Source organism: Xanthomonas euroxanthea, assembly GCF_903989455.1.
Lineage (GTDB): Bacteria > Pseudomonadota > Gammaproteobacteria > Xanthomonadales > Xanthomonadaceae > Xanthomonas > Xanthomonas euroxanthea.
This window is the reverse complement of record NZ_LR861803.1, coordinates 4,732,574-4,752,218: the sequence shown is the minus strand read 5'-3', so window position 1 is coordinate 4,752,218 and position 19,645 is coordinate 4,732,574. Positions and strand designations below refer to the sequence as shown.

Annotated in this window: 15 protein-coding genes; 4 read left to right on the top strand and 11 right to left on the bottom strand. The window is 67.1% G+C overall.

What is annotated here, in order from left to right; genetic code table 11:
- Positions 1 to 220: 220 nt before the first annotated feature.
- Both H7A86_RS21295 and H7A86_RS19825 read left to right on the top strand, forming a co-directional pair.
- Positions 221 to 1,273, top strand: a complete 1,053-nt coding sequence (locus H7A86_RS21295) for a DNA-binding protein (RefSeq protein ID WP_232099137.1) — start codon at positions 221 to 223, stop codon at positions 1,271 to 1,273.
- Positions 1,274 to 1,431: 158 nt separating this feature from the next.
- Entirely contained in the window at positions 1,432 to 1,854 is a 423-nt protein-coding gene (locus tag H7A86_RS19825) for a hypothetical protein (RefSeq protein ID WP_115678142.1), read from the top strand.
- A gap of 67 nt (positions 1,855 to 1,921) precedes the next feature.
- Here H7A86_RS19825 and H7A86_RS19820 read toward each other — a convergent pair whose 3' ends face one another.
- From H7A86_RS19820 to H7A86_RS19805, 4 genes are all read right to left on the bottom strand, one after another.
- The gene (locus H7A86_RS19820) at positions 1,922 to 3,544 is read right to left on the bottom strand and encodes an L-lactate permease (RefSeq protein WP_119132127.1); all 1,623 of its coding nucleotides are present in this window, start codon (positions 3,542 to 3,544) and stop codon (positions 1,922 to 1,924) included.
- A gap of 39 nt (positions 3,545 to 3,583) precedes the next feature.
- Positions 3,584 to 4,588 (bottom strand): 2-hydroxyacid dehydrogenase, encoded by a 1,005-nt coding sequence (locus H7A86_RS19815; RefSeq protein ID WP_119132128.1) that lies wholly within the window; start codon positions 4,586 to 4,588, stop codon positions 3,584 to 3,586.
- A 235-nt stretch (positions 4,589 to 4,823) separates the two neighbouring features.
- Entirely contained in the window at positions 4,824 to 4,982 is a 159-nt protein-coding gene (locus H7A86_RS19810; RefSeq protein ID WP_119132129.1) for a DUF2256 domain-containing protein, read from the bottom strand.
- A 326-nt stretch (positions 4,983 to 5,308) separates the two neighbouring features.
- On the bottom strand, positions 5,309 to 5,608 hold the full coding sequence (locus tag H7A86_RS19805; protein ID WP_232099136.1) for a SymE family type I addiction module toxin: 300 nt from the start codon (positions 5,606 to 5,608) through the stop codon (positions 5,309 to 5,311).
- A gap of 463 nt (positions 5,609 to 6,071) precedes the next feature.
- Between H7A86_RS19805 and H7A86_RS19800 the strand changes: the two genes are divergently transcribed.
- The gene (locus H7A86_RS19800; protein ID WP_119132130.1) at positions 6,072 to 6,458 is read left to right on the top strand and encodes a bleomycin resistance protein; all 387 of its coding nucleotides are present in this window, start codon (positions 6,072 to 6,074) and stop codon (positions 6,456 to 6,458) included.
- A 160-nt stretch (positions 6,459 to 6,618) separates the two neighbouring features.
- On the opposite strand, the gene H7A86_RS19795 is transcribed toward H7A86_RS19800, so the two are convergent.
- From H7A86_RS19795 to H7A86_RS19770, 6 genes are all read right to left on the bottom strand, one after another.
- Complete coding sequence (locus H7A86_RS19795) at positions 6,619 to 8,082, bottom strand: mannitol dehydrogenase family protein (protein ID WP_119132131.1); 1,464 nt, start codon at positions 8,080 to 8,082, stop codon at positions 6,619 to 6,621.
- A 149-nt stretch (positions 8,083 to 8,231) separates the two neighbouring features.
- Complete coding sequence (locus H7A86_RS19790; protein ID WP_119132132.1) at positions 8,232 to 10,919, bottom strand: glycoside hydrolase family 3 protein; 2,688 nt, start codon at positions 10,917 to 10,919, stop codon at positions 8,232 to 8,234.
- Between the two features lie 2 nt (positions 10,920 to 10,921).
- Positions 10,922 to 11,128, bottom strand: a complete 207-nt coding sequence (locus H7A86_RS19785) for a hypothetical protein (protein ID WP_119132133.1) — start codon at positions 11,126 to 11,128, stop codon at positions 10,922 to 10,924.
- A gap of 146 nt (positions 11,129 to 11,274) precedes the next feature.
- On the bottom strand, positions 11,275 to 12,534 hold the full coding sequence (manD, locus tag H7A86_RS19780; RefSeq protein WP_119132134.1) for a D-mannonate dehydratase ManD: 1,260 nt from the start codon (positions 12,532 to 12,534) through the stop codon (positions 11,275 to 11,277).
- An 11-nt stretch (positions 12,535 to 12,545) separates the two neighbouring features.
- The gene (locus H7A86_RS19775; RefSeq protein ID WP_119132135.1) at positions 12,546 to 14,498 is read right to left on the bottom strand and encodes a sialate O-acetylesterase; all 1,953 of its coding nucleotides are present in this window, start codon (positions 14,496 to 14,498) and stop codon (positions 12,546 to 12,548) included.
- Entirely contained in the window at positions 14,495 to 16,705 is a 2,211-nt protein-coding gene (locus H7A86_RS19770; RefSeq protein WP_119132136.1) for an alpha-glucuronidase family glycosyl hydrolase, read from the bottom strand. The genes H7A86_RS19775 and H7A86_RS19770 overlap by 4 nt, the downstream gene beginning before the upstream one ends.
- 167 nt (positions 16,706 to 16,872) lie before the next feature.
- Here H7A86_RS19770 and H7A86_RS19765 point away from each other — a divergent pair, with 167 nt between their 5' ends.
- Entirely contained in the window at positions 16,873 to 17,946 is a 1,074-nt protein-coding gene (locus tag H7A86_RS19765) for a LacI family DNA-binding transcriptional regulator (protein ID WP_161960193.1), read from the top strand.
- Positions 17,947 to 18,015: 69 nt separating this feature from the next.
- On the opposite strand, the gene xylA is transcribed toward H7A86_RS19765, so the two are convergent.
- Positions 18,016 to 19,353 (bottom strand): xylose isomerase, encoded by a 1,338-nt coding sequence (gene xylA, locus H7A86_RS19760; RefSeq protein ID WP_180707960.1) that lies wholly within the window; start codon positions 19,351 to 19,353, stop codon positions 18,016 to 18,018.
- Between the last annotated feature and the right edge of the window lie 292 nt (positions 19,354 to 19,645).

The window sequence follows — 19,645 nt, the reverse complement described above, 5'->3', positions numbered from 1 at the left end:
GTGTAGCGACACATGCACGGCGATCCAGCTTCCCAAGCAGGCTGATCTGCGGCTGCGGCTGCGGCTGCGCCTGGCGCGGCGGATGTCGCTTGCCGGTGCGTGCTGAGCGAGAGCTCGCCTTGGCGACCGCGCAACCGCGCGCCGCGTGGCGTGCCTGCGTATCGCCGAGTCACCTCCACCGGCGTGTGGCGTGTGCAGGCCCGGCTGCCAGCCTCTTCACATGCAGCAGCACGGCGCATGCGAACACTACGGCAACTCGATGCGACAGGAGCAACCCGTGGCACGCACACCAGCAAAGCAGGCGATTTCGACACTGCCACCCAGGAACGTTGCCAATGCAGCGGCACGCGGACTGCGCTTGCGCGAGCAGCACGGGCGTGGCGGCACCGCGATCGGCGTTGCGCGTGCACGCGACCTGTCGGCACAGACGTCGCTGTCCACGCAGACCATCCGGCGCATGCATGCGTATTTCGCGCGTCACAGCGTGGACAAGAACGCCAAGGGCTGGGCCGATCGCAGTGCTCCATCTGCAGGCTACATCGCCTGGCTGCTCTGGGGCGGCGACGCCGGCCAGCGCTGGGCAGCGCGGCTGTACCAGCGTCTGCAGGATGCAGCCAGCGCGAAGACCAAAGCAGGAAAGGGCACAGGCACCAGCAACACGGCCGCCACTGGCGCCAGTGGTACGAAGACACGCACCGCCGGGAAGACCGCAGCAAAACGCACCGCAAGGAAGACCGCCGCAAAGAAGGCCGCAAGGAACACAACCGCAACGGCCTCCGCGAAGAAACCTTCGGCGAAAAAAGGCGCAGCCGGCAAAGCAGTGGCCGGTAGCGCGGCGACATCAACGTCCAGGTCGTCGACCGGTGCCCGCAAGGCCACCGGCACGACGGCAGCCAAGAAGGCGGCTGTAAAGAAGACCGCAGCAAGGAAGACCGCAGTCAAGAAAGCGACGGCGAAGAAAAGACCTGCAAAGAAGACTGCGAGAAAAAAGACCGCCGCACGCCGACCTGCGGCCAGCAAGAGCGCCTCCACGCGCAGCACTGCGAAGAAAGGCGAGGGCAAGGCTTCAGCGCCATGGAACAAGCCGAATCCGAAGCGTGCTTCGCGCTCAGGTTCGCTTTCTCCAGCGCAGAAGACGCAAGCCAGACAGCGCGCCAAGGCAGCGGGCCGGCCCTATCCCAACCTGGTCGACAACATGGCCGTGGCACGTAAGGGCAGCGCTGCCACGCGGGCAGGCGGAGCGGGCGCTGCGAAGAGAACCGGCACGCATTAGCCGCAACCGGGTGTGGGGATGGCCGCCCCTGGCTGGCCCGGAGCGCCGGTGAAAGATGCGCGCGCAGTGTCTATAGTGGACAAGCTCGCCCGTGCAGATGCGATCCGGAGCTCCGGAAGAGCACACGCACACTCGCCTCATCCTGGACAAGGACGCTCGTGAAGATTTTTCTACCCGTGTTATCGGCCCTGCTGTACGGCGTTGCGCTATGCCTGCCCGCATTGCATGGCGGCAATGATCACCTGGGTGGCTTCGTCATCCTGCTGCTTGGCTGGATGCAGGTGGTCGACGGCCAGTGCGTGGCCTGGATGAGCAATCCGTTGTTCTTCCTGGCGTGGCTGTGTTACCTCTTCAAGGTGGACAAGGTGGCGGCGGCGCTGTTGGTAGCGGCGTGCCTGATCGGGCTGGATACCTTTCGCGCAACCCGGTTCGACAAGAACGAGGCCGGCCACCAGGTCATGATCGACCACGTGGGTATCGCGTTCTATGTGTGGGAGTTGAGCTTTGTTGCGCTGCTCGTCGTGGTGCTGATGCGCCTGTTCGGCACCGCTGGTGCCGTGCAGGTGCGGCAGGCGAAGTGATCCGCAAGCAGGCCGAAGACGCCTGGGCAATGCGGATATTCGTCCGGCCCGCACGCCGCCACCGGCATCAGTGCAGCAGCATCGACAGCAGCCACGTGCAAAGACAGACATACGCCAGCAATCCCAGGCTGGCGGCCAGGGTGGTCCGCATGATTGCCGACTCCTGCCCCACCAGCTTGACCGCAGCGGCGGCAATGGCGATCGACTGCGGCGAGACCAGCTTGGCCATCACGCCGCCGGCGGTATTGGCCGCCACCAGCAATGCGGCCGGCACGCCGATCTGTGCCGCCGTCACCGCCTGCAGATGCGCAAACAGCGTATTGCTGTTGACCACCGAGCCGGTGATGAACACCCCCATCCAGCCGATGACCGGCGACAGCAGCGGAAACACGCCACCGGCCTGCGCCAGTGCCAGACCAATGCTCGACGATGCGCCGGAATAGTTGGTGACATAGGCCACCGCCATCACCAGCGACACGGTGGCCAGCGGTCTCCACATCTCCCTCGCCGATTGGGCCAATTCGCCGGTTGCCGAGCGCAGGGTCAGGCGCGGCGACAGCAGCACCGTGAGCACCGCGGCGATCAGGATCGCCGTGCCGGACGCGTTGAGCCAACCGACATTCCACACCGCAGGCAGCGTGCGCACGCTGGCCACCAGTGGCGGCACTTCCTGCACGCGCTGATCGAGCAGGCCGATGGGCAGATGCAATACCGTGGCGGCAAGCGCGCCGTCCGCGGCAAACAGTGCCTTGAACGCAGGCAGGCTCCATACCAGGATCGCGCCGGTCAGGATGTAGAACGGCGACCACGCACGCAGCACCTGGGCAAGCGTCCAGCGCTGGGTGGAGCACGGCGGCGCCTGTGCTTCGCGGTAGATGCGCTTGGGCCGCCAGAACCGCATGAACAGGGCCAGCCCCCCCATGCCGGCCAGCGGGCCGACAATGTCCACCAGTTCCGGACCCAGCAGGGACAAGGTCACCGTCTGCACGCCGCTGAACACCACGCCGACAAACAGCAGCACCGGCCAGGTCTCGCGCACGCCACGCCAGCCATCGAGCATCGCCACCAGCCCCGCCGGCACCAGCAGTGCGCAGACCTGCACCAGCGCGATCAGCATCAGCGACATCTCGTCCAGGCGCACGCCGCCCTGCTGCGCGCCCACCAGCACCGGGATGCCGATCGCCCCGTAGGCACCCGCCGCGCCATTGGCCAGCAGGCACAGCATTGCCGCCTTGAGCGGACGGAAGCCCAACTCCACCAGCAACGCCGCGCAGATGGCGATCGGCACGCCAAACCCGGCCGCACCTTCCAGAAATCCGCCAAAGCAGAACGCGATCAGCAACACCTGGATGCGCTGGTCTTCGGACACCGTGGCGATGCTGCTGCGGATCACCTCGAACTTGCCGCTGCGGATTGCCAGCTTGTACAGCCACACCGCCATCAGCACGATAAAGCCGATCGGGAAGATGCCGTTGGCAACGCCCAACAGCGCGGCGCCCACGATGCTGGCCATCGGCATGCCGAACACCAGCGACGACACCGCCACCGAGACCAGCACCGCCAGCGACGCGGCGGTCAGCCCCTTGAGCCGCAGCAGCGTCAGCGCCAGCAAGAAGAACAGCACCGGCAAGGCGGCCAGCAATGCCGAGAGGTTGGCGTTACCGAGCGGGTCGTAGAGTTGTTGCCACATGGTTGGACCTGCGCGGGTGGTGAACGGGAAAGGGGACGCTTACGGTGTCGGAACAAGATTGGCGCACGGGGAGCCCGCAGCGAAATCAGCGAGGTTGCGCAGGGTGATTTCGGAGATCTCCTGCAGCGCCTCGGCGGTGAAGAATCCCTGGTGCCCGGTGACCAAGACATTGGGGAAGGTCATCAGGCGCTGGAACGCCTCGTCGTCGATGATCTCGCCCGAGCGGTCCTGAAAGAACAAGGCGCTTTCCTGCTCGTAGACATCGATGGCCAGATGGCCGAGCTGGCGGGACTTGAGCGCGCGGATCACCGCATCGGTATCCACCAGTCCACCGCGCGAGGTGTTGACCAGCATCGCCCCCGGCTTCATCGACGCCAGCGCCGCATCGTCGATCAGGTGCTGCGTGGCCGGTGTCAGCGGGCAGTGCAGCGAGACGATGTCTGCACGTGCAAGCAGCGTCTCCAGTTCCACCCGCTGCCCGATCGCAGCGAAGCCGGGTGTGGGATAGGGGTCGAAGCCCAGCACCTCGCAGCCCATCCCGTTGAAAATACGTGCAGTCGCCAGCCCGATCTTGCCCAGCCCGACCAGGCCCACCGTCTTGCCGTGCAAGGTGCGGCCGAGCAGGCCGTTGAGCATGAAGTTGCCCTCGCGCACGCGGTTGTAGGCGCGGTGCGTCTGCCGGTTGAGCGTCATGACCAGCGCCAGGGTGTGCTCGGCCACCGCTTCGGGCGAGTAGGCCGGCACGCGTGCCACGAACAGGCCAAGTGCGGTGGCCGCGGCAAGGTCCACATTGTTGAAACCGGCGCAGCGCAGCAGCACCGCGCGCACACCGCCGGCGTGTAGCGCCTGCAGCACATGCGCATCGAGCTGGTCGTTGACGAACACGCACACCACCTGGCACCCCTGCGCCAGTGCGGCCGTCTGCAGATCCAGCGTTGCCTCGAAGTAAACGAACTCGGCTGCACATTCCGCGCCCAGGCGCAGTTTTGCTTCGTCGAGAAAGCGCTTGTCGTAAGGGCGCGTGCTGAAGACAGCCATTTTCATGCGGAAAACTCCATAGGTGCGGGAATACGGTAGCTCACCCAACCGGGCCTCTTCCACCGCGTTTTTGCCAATCGCCGCGACCACGACCAGCTCCAGTGGCGATGCGGACATCGAACCGGCGCCGGGGTTCGTTACTGCACAGCGCGCACCCACACTACGCGAGTGCGCCCGTGTGCGACGGTCTGGCGCTGGTGGGCGCGCGTGGCGGTGACCGGCAATGCGCACATCGTGCAGGTCACAGAGGCGGACGCGTCCGCTTGCTTTCGCCACGGCAACGGTCGGAACAGTACTTCACCTGGTCCCACACGCGCTCCCACTTCTTGCGCCAACGAAACGGCCGCCCGCAGTGCATGCAGGGTTTCTCAGGCAACTCGTGTTTCTTGCGCATGGCCATGCGGCGCGTGAGCCTAACCGGAGGTGGGTGGCGGCGTTGATGAGGCCAAGCATGTCATGTCGCGCGGTGCCCTGCAGATGCCGGTGCAGGCAACACGCTCCGTGCCGCTGGCGACCCACGTGCAACGCGGCCTTGCTTCGCTGCCCCGTATCGAAACAGACACGTTGCTCTCGCGTGCGGACGGCACAGGCAGCCTTCTGTCTCCAACGCAAGCAGGATCGGGCAGGCTCCTCTCTCCAATCCGGACGAGGGCAACAAGCGCACCTGCTCCCATACAGGGGAGCAGGTGCCGCAAGCACCGCATCAGGGCCCTTGGCCCATACGGGTCACTTTCGGCGTGGTTTCACCGCAGCCAGCGCGGGTGCCATGCGGCTGATCAACAGCACGCCGCGTCCCACCGTGACCTGCAGCGCATCGCCAACCGCGAAACCGCAGTGTTCCAGCCAACGTCCGGACAGCCGCAGCTTGGGCACCGCGCAGCCGACGACATCCTCGGCCCGCCGCACGTCGTAGTGCTGGCAGCTCATGGTGACCCGCTCGGGAATACGGAAGCCGGGCTTGCGCAAGGGCGGGGTGGGCGCTGGCGATGGATCTGCCGCCGACTCCATGTCGGTCACGGCGGACACCGAGCTCTGCCTTGATCCGGTACGTGCGACAACAGAGCGCTTGGCCGGCGATGCAGGGCGTGCATGGGCGGTTACGTGGGATGGGTCATATCGAACTCCTTGTGTGATAGGAAGTCCGCCACCTCGCTGCTAAACAAGGGTGGCGAACGATGCGCGGTTAGCAGACCGGTCACAAGGAACCGGCAGACCTTGCGGTCTCCGCGCACCGCCCGCCGTAAAGCGAGCACGCCTGCCCACGCGACACATCGGGCAAAAGAAAAGCGCCGACATCGTGCAATGGGCGCTGGTGCGCCTTGTGATTACAGGCTGCTAAACCCGGCTGCGGAATGTGCCGCAGCAACGAGATCTTGCTACTCGCCAATGAAGCGAGTCAAGACAGGACGGCACGGCGCTCAACCGATCTGTCGGATATGGCGTATCGTTGCGTCCAACGGCGACTTCGTTCTCCCACTACGAGAAAGCGATGACTTCCAGTGCCCAGGCGCCAGACCGTACGATTCCGCTGCTACCGGCTCGCTCCATCGAGCGCACCGTCGCCTTCTACCGGCGGCTGGGCTTTGTCGGCGATGCGCATCCGCACGATGCAGGCTACGCGATCCTGACCCGTGGCGAGGTGGAACTGCATTTCTTCGCGCATCCGGACCTGGATCCTGCTGCCTGCTATGCGGGGTGCTACATCCGGGTTGGCGATGTCGATGCGGTCTACGCCGCCATGCATGCGGCGGAGCTTCCGCTGCACGGCATCCCCCGGCTCGATCCTGTCAGCGACAAGCCCTGGGGAATGCGGGAATTTGCGCTTGTCGACGAGAATGGCAACCTGCTCAGGATTGGGCAGGTGATCGGTAAGTAGGCATTCAATCGCCCGCTGCATCTGCGTGCCTGCCTATCCGCAACAGGCCGCGGATAGGGTAGCTCGATGGGCGGTATTCTGCGCATTGCTGCCCGCCAATCGCACGCTGCAGACATCGGACCTTTGCATGCGATGTCATCGGGCGATGCAGTGCGATGCATCACCCCAAGTCAATGGCCCGCTGTATCTCTGCTGGTGTTGCATTGCCCAGCGCAGCGTAGGCAGCGTGCAGCGCCTGCACAAAACGCGCATCGCCGGAAAGCGACGCGAATACCGTATCCACGGTGAGGAATGCCGCGATGTCATGGGCGGCATCGCCGGTGGTCGAGCGGGCGATGTCGCTTAGCACGTCGCTCAGCGGATCGACCAAGGCCACGCCGTTTGCCGCCTGCCTGCGCACGAACTGCAACCAGGCCGCTACCGGAATGCAGAGCCGGTCGATCCGCCGCCCGGCAGCCAGCGCGTCGCCGATGACGCCGAGCAGGCGTACCGGGATCTTCTGCGAGCCGTCCCAGGCGATCTGGGCGAGCAAGTGGCGGATGGCGGGGTTGCGGAAGCGGGCCAGGATGGCGTCGATGTACTGCTGCGCGTCGAAGCCCGGCATGGGCTGCAGGGTGGGAGCGATGTGTTCGCGCATCAGGGTTTCGACGAAGGCGGCCAGTTGCGTGTGGCGCATGGCATCGGCGACGGTTTCCAATTCGAGCAGGCTGCCGAGATAGGCGAGTGCGGAGTGCGGGCCGTTGATCAGGCGCAGCTTGGCGCGTGCATAGCCGGCGATGTCGTCGCTGAGGATCACGCCCGCCCGCTCGAACGCGGGGCGGCTGTTGCAGAAGCGGTCTTCGATCACCCACTGGCTGTAGCGCTCGCGCTGGATCGGCCAGGCGTCGTGCAGGCCGGTCTGCGCTTGTACTTGCGCGCGCAGTGCGTCGTCGGTGGCGGGGGTGATGCTGTCGACCATCGACCGTGGGAACGTTGCGTGCTGGTCGATCCACGCCGCAAGCGCTGGATCGTGTTGCTGGGCGAGCCGCAGCACCGCGCGGCGCAGCAGGCTGCCATTGTCGGGCAGGTTGTCGCAGCTGAGCACGGTGAACGGCGCAATACCCTGCTGCCTGCGCTGGTGCAGGCCGGCGACGAGATAGCCGATGGCGCTGCGCGGTGTGCCGGGGTGGGCGATGTCGTGCGCGATGTCGGGGTGCGCAAGGTCGAGCGTGTCGCCAGCCAGGCAGTAGCCTTTTTCGGTGATGGTGAGGGTGACCAGCCGCACGGCGGGATCGGCCAGGCGCGCGAGCACGGCGGCCTGTTCGTCGGCGGCGCACAGCACCTCGCGGATGGCGCCGATGATGCGCAGTTGCGGGTGCTCGTCGAGCAGGGCGAGGGTGTACAGGCCGTCCTGTGGGCGCAGCACGTCGCGCACGCCTGGGCTGTGCAGGGAGACGGCGCAGATGGCCCAGCTGGGATCGTCTGCGAGCAGGTCATCGATGTAGACGGCCTGGTGGGCGCGGTGGAAGGCGCCTGCGCCTAGGTGGACGATGCCGATGGTGGTTGCAGCTGTGCCATAAGCGGGCGTTAAAACTACTGGCGGCAGGGTGGCAAGGGTGTCGAACGAAAGACGTGGGACTTGCATCGTGGTGTCTGCGCATTAGGGATGTGTGGTGGAGTCGCCTGCGCCGTACCCTCACCCCAACCCCTCTGCCGAGGGGAGAGGGGCTTAGGGCAATCGCGGCCGGAGGGTTTCTTTGCCCACGTCCGCAGAGCGAGGGGCTTTGCAAGGCGCTACTTGTCGGTGACGGTGAAGCGTTGCCTGCTGCGGATATCGGCGCTGGAGGCGCCGATCTGCAGCTCGTAAGCGCCTGGATCCACCGCGTAGGCCTTGCGCTGGTCGTCGTAGATGCGCAGGGCGTCCTGCGCCTTGATGGTGAAGCGCAGCTGGCGTTGTTCGCCCGGCTGCAGGGTGACGCGTTGAAAGCCGCGTAGTTCCTTGTCGGCGCGTTCGCGTTGCGGCGTGAGCGGATGCAGGTACAGCTGCACCACTTCATCGCCGGCGCGTTGGCCGGTGTTCTTCAGCATGACCGTGGCCGTGAGTGAGCCATCGGCGGCCACGGTGTTGCGATCCAGCTGCAGGTCCGAATAGGCGAACTGCGTGTACGTCAGCCCATGGCCGAACGGATACAGCGGCTTGCCGGCGAAGTAGCGATAGGTGCGGCCGCGCATGGCGTAATCGTCGAAGGCGGGCAGGCGCTCGTCTTCGCGGTAGAAGGTGATCGGCAAACGGCCGCTGGGACTGGCCTGGCCGAACAGCACATCGCCCACCGCGCTGCCGCCGCGTTGGCCGGGGTACCAGGCCAGCAGGATGGCAGGCACATGCTGCTGCGCCCAGTCGATTGCCAGTGCCGAGCCGGTGGTCAGCACCGCCACCACTGGCGTGCCGGTGGCTTGCAGCGCCTGCAGCAACTCGCGCTGCGGTTTGGGCAGGCGGGTGTCGGTGCGGTCGCCGCCGGCAAAGCCGGGATAGTTGACGTCCATCTCCTCGCCTTCGACATCGCCGGTGAGCCCGCCGACGAACACCACCACCTCGGCATTGCGTGCGGCGTCCACGGCCTCCTGCAGCGGCGGTTTGGCGCCGGGCATGCGCCAGGCCAGGCGCACGCCGGCATCGCGGGTGGCCTCGAAGTACTCCACACGCAGGTCGTAGGCCTTGCCGCCTTCCAGCGCAACGCTGGCATTGCCGCCGCGCATGCGCGGGGCCTGGCTCCATTGATCGATCAGCAGCTTGCCGTCCAGATACAGGCGCACGCCATCGTCGGCGGCAATCTGCAGCTCGTAGCTGCCCGACACCGGCGGCAGCAGCTGGCCATGCCAACGGACGCTGAAGTCGTCCTTGGCCAGCGCACGCTCGGCCTGCAGTTCACCGCGGCCCACTGCATCATCGGTAGGTGCATTGCGGTCCCAGCGGAAGGCGATGCGCGGGTCGATGCGGGTCAGCACCGGCTGGCCGGCCAACGCACGTCCACGGAAGTACTCGCCGGTGAGGCCGTTCTGTTTGGCATCTGGCGACGGGCGCAGATAGCGCGTGTCGATCGGTGCGGCGGCGTTGGGGTCTTCGCGCCCTTCCACCAGGTCGCTGCCGCGTGCGTAGACCACCTGCGCCTGCGGCGCGGCCTCGCGGATGCCCTGCAGGATGGTGACCGGCGCAGCCGGGGTGCCGTAGTAATTGCCCAGCAGCGACATCGGGTCGTCGGCGGTGGGCCCGATCACGGCGATGCGCTTGAGCGTGGGTTTGAGCGGCAGCAGGCCATCGTTCTTCAGCAACACCAGCGATTCGCGCGCGGTGCGGCGCGCCAGTGCATCGTGCTGCGGCGATTGATTGGCCGAGGGCGGAATCTGCGCCCACGGCACCTTGGCCGGCGGGTCGAACATGCCCAGCCGCATGCGCGTGGTCATCAGCCGCTTGAGCGCGGTGTCGATGCTGGCTTCGTCGATCAGGCCCGCCCGCACCGCCGCCGGCAACGCGGCGTAGGTGTCGCCGCAATCCAGGTCGGTGCCGTGCTTGACGCCGAGCGCGGCGGCGGCCTCGGGCGTGGGCACGATCTTGTGGTTCTGCCAGATATCGCGGATGGCGGCGCAGTCGCTGACGATATAGCCATCGAAGCCCCAGTCGCGGCGCAGGATGCCTTCCAGCCGCGTGCTGGCCGAGGCGGATTCGCCGTTGACGCGGTTGTAGGCGCCCATCACCGCGGCGACCTTGCCTTCCTGCACCAGGGCCTGGAAGGCGGGCAGGTAGGTCTCATACAGATCGCGTTCGCTGGGATGCACGTCGAAGTGATGGCGGTCCGCCTCCGGGCCGCTGTGCACCGCGAAGTGCTTGGCAGTGGCATCGAGCTTGCGGTACGGGCCCTGCTGCGCCTGCAGGCCCTGCACGAAGGTCACGCCCATGCGCGCGGTCAAAAACGGATCTTCGCCGTAGGTTTCCTGACCACGGCCCCAGCGCGGATCGCGGAAGATGTTGATGTTGGGCGACCAGAAGGTGAGTCCCTGGTAACGCTTGTGCTCGCCGCGCGCCAGGAACGCGTGGTGCTTGGCGCGCGCCTCGTCGCCGATGGCGGTGGCCACCTCGGCCATCAACGGGGTGTCGAAGGTGGCCGCCAGGCCGATCGCCTGCGGAAACACGGTGGCGCCGCCGGCACGCGCAACGCCGTGCAGCGCCTCGTTCCACCAATCGTATTCGGGCACCTGCAGGCGCGGGATCGCCGGGGCGGCGTTCTGCATCTGCGCGGCCTTTTCCTCCAGCGTCATGCGCGCCACCAGGTCGGCCGCGCGCGCGTCGAACGGGCGCTGGGTGTCCAGGTATGGCGGCGGCGTTGCGGCCTGCGTGCCGGTGGCGGCAAGCGCCATCGCCAGCAGTAAGCCGCGTGCGAGTGCGCGCTGTGGGGCGGTGGCGAGGTGGGCGGGGTGGGAATGCATGGTCAGTCCTCCTGGGTGCGGTGCGGTTCCAGCTGGGCAAACGGCCCGATCATGCTGCCGACGAAACCGCCGGCCTGTGCGGTGCTGAGCATGCCTGCATCGTCGTTGCGAGAGTGGAGCCAGTCGAAGGCGACAGCGGCCTGCGCTTGTGCCGTCGCGGGCGCGGGGATGGCGATGACAGCAACCAACAACGCGTCGCGCGTCGGCATCAGATAAGTGCGGGCGGCGCGCAGAAGCCGCAGTGTCGGCCTGGCAGATGCGGGTTTCGCACAGCCGCCAGGCTCGCCTGGCCGCTGCACAGCGCCTGCATCTGCCGCGTCTGCGCGCGTCGCACAGGCGCCCATGACGGCCCGCATCACCAGTCCCACATCGCGCCGTCTTCCAGCCGCGCCACCGGCAATTGCTTGGGCACGTACGGGTACTTCGCCGCCAGGGCTTCGTCGATGTCCACACCATGCCCGGGTGTTTCGCCGCAATGCAGGCGTCCATCGCGGAACACGTAATCGTGCGGGAACACCGCATTGGCCTCGTCGGAATGGAACATGTATTCCTGGATGCCGAAGTTGGGCACCCAGGTGTCGAAGTGCAGGGCCGCGCCCATGCACACCGGCGACAGATCGGTGGCGCCGTGGAAGCCGGTGCGCACCTGATGCAGCGCGGCGAAGTCGGCCAGCCGGCGCACGTGGGTGATGCCGCCGGCGTGGACGATGGTGGTGCGGATGTAGTCGATCAACTGCTGCTCGATCAGGTGCTTGCAATCCCAGAGCGAGTTGAACACCTCGCCCACCGCCAGCGGCGTCACCGTGTGCTGGCGGATCACTTCGAACGCGCGCTGGTTTTCCGCCGGCGTGGCATCTTCCAGCCAGAACAGCCGGTACGGCTCCAGGTCGCGGCCCAGGCGCGCGGCTTCGATCGGTGTGAGCCGGTGATGCGCATCGTGCAGCAACTCGATCTCATCGCCGTGGTCGGCGCGCAGCTGCTCGAACAACTTCGGCACCACACCCAGATAGCGCGGCGTGGACCACACCGTTTCGGTGGGCAGTTCGCTTTCGGCCGGTTCGTACGGCTTGCCGCCGCTGGAAATGCCATAGGTCTTCTTGATGCCGGGCACGCCGCACTGCGCGCGGATCGCGATGAAACCCCGCTCGCGAAAGCGGCCCACCTCATCGCTGGTTTCGGCGATGTCGCGGCCATTGGCATGGCCGTACACCAGCGCGCCCTCGCGCGAGCGCCCGCCCAGCAGCTGATACAACGGCAGGCCGGCCATCTTGCCCAGGATGTCCCACAGCGCCACGTCCACCGCGGCGATAGCGCTCATCGTCACCGGGCCGCGCCGCCAGTACGCGCCGCGATAGAAGAACTGCCAGATGTCCTCGATGCGGCCGGCATCGCGGCCGATCAGGTTCGGCACCAGGTGTTCCTGCAGGTACGCCGCCACCGCCAGCTCACGGCCGTTGAGCGTGGCATCGCCCAGCCCGGTGATGCCCGAGCGGGTGCGGATCTTCAAGGTGACGAAGTTGCGCCCGGGGCAGGTGACGATGACGCGCGCCTCGACGATCTCGCGATCGCGGGCCGAGCCTTGCAGCGGAGCAGGGGAGTCGGGAGTCTGTGACATCGTGGTCTCGCTCAGGGAGAAGTGGCGGCAGTGATGGGAAGTTCGAACGGGCCGGCCGGCAGGCCGCTGCGGTCGTACAGCGTGCAGACCGGGCTGTCGGCCCAGCAGTAGCGCACGCGCGTGGGGTCCAGGCCGGGAGGAATGCGCAGAGCGATGGCGTGGTCGTGCACGGCGGCGACGGCATAACGACAGGTGCCGGGGGCGGCGGCACAGACCTCGAAACCGATCGGTGCATCGTTGCCATAACTCAGCAACGTGGTGTCCACGGCATCGAAGGCGATGCGCACGCCGTCGCCTGCGCGTTGCGCGCTGCGCGGTACCGGGCCGGAGGGCGCAAGCGCCTGCCCATACACCACCTGCCGCGCCGCGCGCGCCAGGCGCCGGCCCAGTTCCTGCTTGTTGGCCGGATGGATGTCGTAGCGGTCGCCGATGTCGATCGTCACCGCCAGGCCCGCATGCGCATCGTCGGCGACGAAGCGGCGCTGTGCCTCGCGCAGCTGCGCCCAGCCGCTTTCCACCGGCTGGGTGGGCGGCGCGCCATAGTTGGCCAGCTGCACGATCAGCAGCGGCAATTGCGCACCGAAGCGCTGCCGCCAGTCGCGCTGCCATGCGGTGAGCAAGGCCGGGTAATGCGCGGCATCGCCGGCGTTGGATTCGCCCTGGTACCACAGCACGCCACGCAGGCCGAGCTGGCCGAGCGGGGCGATCATGCCGTTGTACAAGGTGGTCAGCCCGGCCGCCGACGACCATGGCGCGCGCGGTGGCGAGCCCAGCTGCGGCGGCACGATGCGGTACTGCCAGGGTGCATCCAGCGGCAGCGTGCTGCCATCGGCGAACTGCAGCGCACGCGATTGCGCATCGCCCAGCAACCCGCCACGCCGATAGGTGTTGAGCACATTGAGCACGATGCTGTTGCGCCCGGCGTGCAGGCGCCCGCGCGGCAAGCGGTAGCGGCGCGGCTGATCGGCACCGTAGCTGCTGCCCACGCCGCGCCCGTTGACCCAGGTCTGGTCCAGCTCGTCCACCGGCCCGAGCAGCAGGCTGGCGTCCTGCGCGGCCTGCGCCTGCGTCAGCTCCACGCTGGTGCGGTACCAGACCATGCCGTTGAAGCCGACCAGCTGCGGCACGCCCCAGTCGTCCCACGCGCCCAATGCCGCCGGTGCGGTTTGCCAGGCGCCGGGCGCGTCCGGTTGCCAGGGCTCGCCCTGGCCGTGCGCCTGCCACCAGGCTTCCCAAAGCGCGGCCCAACGCGGCGCCGCATCCACCGGGTCGACGGCGTATCGCGCCAGCACATCCAGTGCCGGGCCATCGTCGCCGGCGGCGCGCAAGGCTGTCTCGCCGATCCAGGCCTGCAGTTGCGAGCCGCCCCAGGAAGCATTGATCAGGCCCATCGGCACATCGACGGTCTTCTGCAACTCACGTGCGAAGTAATAGCAGGCGGCAGAAAACTCCTTCACCGTCTCCGGCGTGGTGAGCTGCCACGCGGCAGCGCCACCGAAGCCGCGCTGCGGTGTCGGGCTGGACTGCGCCGGCACCTTGAACATGCGGATGCGCGGGTTGTCGGCATCGGCGATCTCGCTGCGGGAATCCAGCGTGCGATGCACCGGCAATTCCATATTCGATTGGCCCGAGCACAGCCACACATCGCCGATCAGCACGTCGTTGACCTGCTGCGTCACGCCCGTGCCGGTGCGTGCGCTCAAGGTGTACGGGCCGCCGGCGGCGTGCGCAGGCAGGCGCGCTTCCCAATGGCCCTGCCGGTCTGCGCGCGCCTGCACCTGCTGCGCATCCAGTTGCACGCGCACGCGCGCGCCCGGGGCCGCATCGCCCCACACCCGGATCGGCGCATCGCGCTGCAGCACCACATGCTCCTGAAACAGCGCATGCAGCAGCGGCGCATCGGCCGCCTGCGCCAGGGGCGGCAGCAGCGCTGCCATGATGGCCAGCAGCGTACGCACGCTCATTTCGGATTCCCCGGCGCATACGGAAATTTCAATGCCTCGTAATACGCCAGCGGATGCGCCGGCGGCGCCGTGCCGGCAGGCAACGGCCGCCCGGACACGCTCTGGAAGTAGGCGATGCTGGCATCGCGCCACCACTGCGCTTCGTCCTGCTGGATCGCCAGGAAACCTGCCACCTGCTGGTAACGCGGTGCATCGATCCTGCCGGCCAGGCCCTGCCAGGTCGCGCGCATCGCACGCACCTCGTCCACGCCGTGGTCGTAGTGCCACACCAGCTCGTCCCACAGCGGCCGCCCGGAGGCCATGCGGTGCTCCCAGGGCACATGGTGGAACCACAGCAGGTAACGCTCCGGCACGCGCTGCACATCGCCGAACACGCGCGCCACCGGCTTGGCGTATTGCGCCACCGCATTGCTGCCGCCGGCACTGCGATCAAAGCCGATGCCGTGACGGTCGGCGCGGTGGTAGTAGACCGGGTCCCAGTCCGGGCGCTCGCTGCCCGCATCCCACGGCGCCGGGCCGTAGTGATGGCCACGCCCCATCAGGTGATGCAGGCCGAGCGGGGTCATGTAGTCCACCACCGCCTCGCGCGAGCGCAGCAGCATGTCGACCACGGGCATCACCACGTCAGCATCGTTGGAGAAGGTCGTGCGCACCCAGTCCTGCGCGATGGCCTGCGGCGACGCCTGCGGATTCCACGCCAGCCGCCCGTAGGCGTACCAGTTGGCCTGGTCGAAGATCGAGCCACTCCAGTTGCGGTCCGCCCCGATGTTGGCCACCCCGGCGATACCGGTCAGCCGCGTGCGTTTCGCATCGTTGAAGAGCGTGCCGTCCACGGTTCTGGCAACCGTCGAGCCCTTGCCGCGCGCGTAGGTGTCGGCCTGCAGGGTTTCGGCAAACAGCGTGCCCAGGTAGGCCAGGTGGGTGGAAAAGCCCAGGTACTCCTTGGTGATCTGGAACTCCGGCATCAACGGCGTCTTGCGCATCGCGCCGAACAGCGGATGGAATGGCTCGCGCGGCTGGAAGTCGATGGCACCATTTTTGACCTGCACGATCACGTTGTCGCGGAACCGGCCATCCAGCGGCAGGAACTCGCTGTAGGCCTGCTTGGCGCGATCGTCCGGCTGCTCGTGCGAATAGACGAACGCGCGCCACATCACCACCCCGCCATGCGGTGCCAGCGTATCGGCCAGCAGATTGGCGCCATCGGCATGACTGCGCCCGTAGTCCTGCGGGCCGGGCTGGCCTTCGGAATTGGCCTTGACCAGAAAACCGCCAAAATCCGGAATGCGCGCGTAGATGGCGTCGGCGGTGTCGCGCCACCACCGCTGTACCTGCGGATCCAGCGGGTCGGCGGTCGTCAGGCCACCGATCTCGATCGGCGCGCTGAAGCGCGCGCTGAGAAACACGCGAATGCCGTAAGGGCGAAACACGCTGGCCAGTGCCGCCGCCTTGTCCAGATACTGCGGCGTCAGGCTCCAGGCCTTGGCATTGACGTTGTTGAGCACGCTGCCGTTGATGCCCAGCGATGCATTGGCGCGCGCATAGTCGGTGTAGCGCGGATCCAGATACCCGGGCAGGGTCTGCCAGTTCCACAGGGACGCACCGGCATAGCCACGCTCGACCACCCCGTCCAGGTTGTCCCAGTGATTGAGCAGGCGCAGCTGCAGCCGCGGCGACTCGTGCAGGTCCAGCGCGGCCAGCGATTGACCGGTCTGCAGCAGGCGCAGCAAGTGGAATGCCCCGTACAGCGCACCCACATCACTGCCGCCGACGATGGCGGTGGCGCGATGCCCGTCCACGCGGACACTGCGGATCAGATAGCCGTCGCGGCCCAGGCCGGTGGTCTGCAGGTTCAATGCTGCGATTTGTGGCGCAGCGGCCGCACCCAGCACGATCGCACCATCGCGCGTGACATTGGCGGACGACGGCGGCGCGGCACCAAGCAGGCCCGACAGTCCACGCTGCAATTCCTCACGTGCGGCCTGCAACGTGGGCGAGTCGCCAGCGACGATCAACTCGCTTGCGCTGCCGCGCACCTGCGCCGCGTTGGCCAATGGGTGGTAGCGCAACCATAAGTCGTAGCCATCTTCGGCGCGCGCCCCGGCACTGACCAGCACCAATCCACCCAGCAGCGTCACCGCCAGCAACCACGGCTGCGCCAACGCACTGCAATACGCGACGCAGCGCCGCATTGCATGCGCGCTCATGCGGCATGCTCCATCGACATCCACGTACACGTACACGGCGGCGTATCGCCGCTCTGCCTGCTTCCCGGTACCATGCGTCGCATCGTCGTGCACGCAGTGAGCGCTTGCGTTATCGCAACGGTTTGTGTGCATCGTGCAGGTTCGCCACCCACTTGAAGAGGCCACGCTTGGAGAAGGTCAGGAAATCGGTCCGCCGCACCAGCCGCGCGACCACCATCGACGAGGTGGCGGCGCTGGCGAAGGTCTCGCCGATGACGGTCTCGCGCGTGGTCAACAACAACGGCAGCGTGCGCGATGCCACCCGCGCACGCGTGCTGCGCGCGGTCGACAAGCTGGGCTACACGCCCAACCTGGCGGCCAGTGCCCTGGCCGCCGCGCAGAGCACGCGCATTGCGTTGATCTACAGCGACCCCAGCGGCGCCTACCTGCGTGAGCTGCTGCTGGGCGTGTTGCGGGTTGCCTCGCGCACGCCGATCCAGCTGGTGATCGATTGCTGGGACGACCTGGATGCCGACGCCGAACGCCGTGCCGCGCGCAAGCTCGCCAAGGGCGTGGCCGGGGTGATCCTGCCGCCACCGCTGTGCGAATCCAAGGCCGCGGTCTTGGAACTGGTCCGCGCCAAGGTGCCGGTGGTGGCGATCGCCTCCAACCATTTCAGCCCGGATGTGGCCTGCGTGCGTATCGACGAATTCGCCGCCGCCAAGGAAATCACCGAGCATCTGATCGCCCAGGGCCACACGCGTATCGGCTACATCGCCGGGCACCCCAATCTGTCCGCCAGCACGCGTCGCTTCGAAGGCTTTCAGGCGGCGCTGGCCGATGCCGGCCTGCGGCTGGATCGGCATCTGGTGCAGCCGGGCGACTACACCTACAAATCCGGCCTGGTCGCCGCCGAAAAGCTGCTGGCGCGCAAGCGTCGCCCCAGCGCCATCTTCGCCAGCAACGACGATATGGCCGCCGCTGCAATCTCGGTCGCGCATCGGCGCGGGCTGGATGTGCCGCGCGATCTGTCGGTGGTCGGCTTCGACGACACCTCCGCCGCCACCGCGGTCTGGCCCGAACTCACCACCGTGCAGCAGCCCATCGCCGCCATGGCCGACGCCGCGCTGGACATCCTGTTGAAGACGATACGCGCCAAGGAGCGCACGGCGAAGATGGTCGATCATGTGGTCGCGCACCTGCTGGTCAAGCGGGATTCGGTGGCCGCACCGGCGGCGCCGGATGCAGCGGAACAGCCCTGACGCTGCACGCGGGTCTGCGCGCAGGCCGCCGGTGATCGCCTGCGCGTGCAGGCGGTCACCGGCACGGCATCAACGCGTCAGATACTGGTTGATCAGGTTCTCGTAGGCTTCCTGGCGGCCGCTGAGTTGTTTGGGCGCGTTGCCGGCCGCGTACTGGGCCAGATCCACCAGCGTGCTGCTGCCGTTGGCAAACTCCGCGCCGGCACCGCTGTCGAAGCTGGCGTAACGCTCGGCGCGCCACTGCTCCAGCGGCGAGGACGTCAGCAGCGCATTGGCCACTTCCAGCCCGCGGGCGAACGCGTCCATGCCGCCGATGTGCGCCAGGAACAGGTCCTGCGGATCGGACGACTCGCGGCGCACCTTGGCATCGAAATTCAGCCCGCCCGGTGCCAGCCCGCCCTGGCGCAGCACCACCAGCATCGCCCCGACGGTGTCGTACAGGTCGGTCGGGAATTGGTCGGTATCCCAGCCGTTCTGCGGGTTGCCGCGGTTGGCATCGATGCTGCCGAGCAGGCCGGCATCGGCTGCCACCTGCAGGTCGTGCTCGAAGCTATGGCCCGACAGCGTGGCGTGGTTGGCTTCGATATTGAGCTTGAAATCCTGGTCCAGGCCGTGCTGGCGCAGGAAGCCGATCACCGTGGCGCTGTCGAAGTCGTACTGGTGCTTCATCGGCTCCATCGGCTTGGGCTCGATCAGGAAGTTGCCTTGGAAGCCGATCGCACGGCCGTAGTCGCGTGCCAGGGTCAGAAAGCGCGCCATGTTGTCCTGCTCGCGCTTCATCTGGGTGTTGTGCAGGCAGGCGTAGCCCTCGCGGCCGCCCCAGAACACGTAGTTCTCGCCACCCAGCTCGACGGTGGCATCGATCGCGGCCTTGACCTGCACCGCCGCACGCGCCACCACATTGAAGTCCGGGTTGGTCGATGCGCCGTTCATGTAGCGCGGGTGCGAGAACAGGTTGGCGGTGCCCCACAGCAGCTTGACGCCGGTGTCGGCCTGGCGCTGCTTGGCGATGCCGACCATGTGTTTGAGGTTGCGCTCGTACTCGCCGATGTCGTCGGCATCCGGCGACAGGTCGATGTCGTGGAAGCAGTAATACGGCACGCCAAGCTTGGTGAAGAATTCAAACGCGGCATCGGCCTTGGCTTCGGCACGGTCCAACGCGGTGTTGCCGATATCCCACGGATACGCGCGCGTGCCCGGGCCGAACGGATCGGCGCCATTGCCGCAGAAGCTGTGCCAGTAGGCCACGGCAAAGCGCAGATGCTCGGCCATGGTCTTGTCGCCGACCTGCTTGTTGGCGTCGTAGACCTTGAAGGCCAGCGGGTTGTCCGAGTCGCGGCCTTCGAAGCCGATCTTGCCGATACCGGGGAAATATTCTTTGGCGCCGATGTGGACGGTGTTGCTCATGGGGTGGAACTCCTGCAAAGAGGCGAGGGAAGAAGGAAGGGCGTTGCAAACCAGGGGCCAGTCACGCAGCGCGGCGATCGTGCATGCGCACCGCCACCGCGCCAGCAGCGCGCACGCTCGATCAGCGCCGGGGACACATACGGGGGCAGGGCCTGACCCACGTCGCACAAAATGTTAGCGCTACCACAGCTGCGACCGAAAAAAGCCGCGCGGTGGAGCGAAGCTGGAGATGCCATGCCGATCCCGAGTGAAGCGGTCTGCCCGACTTTACCCAGCCCGGCGCCGAAAGGCT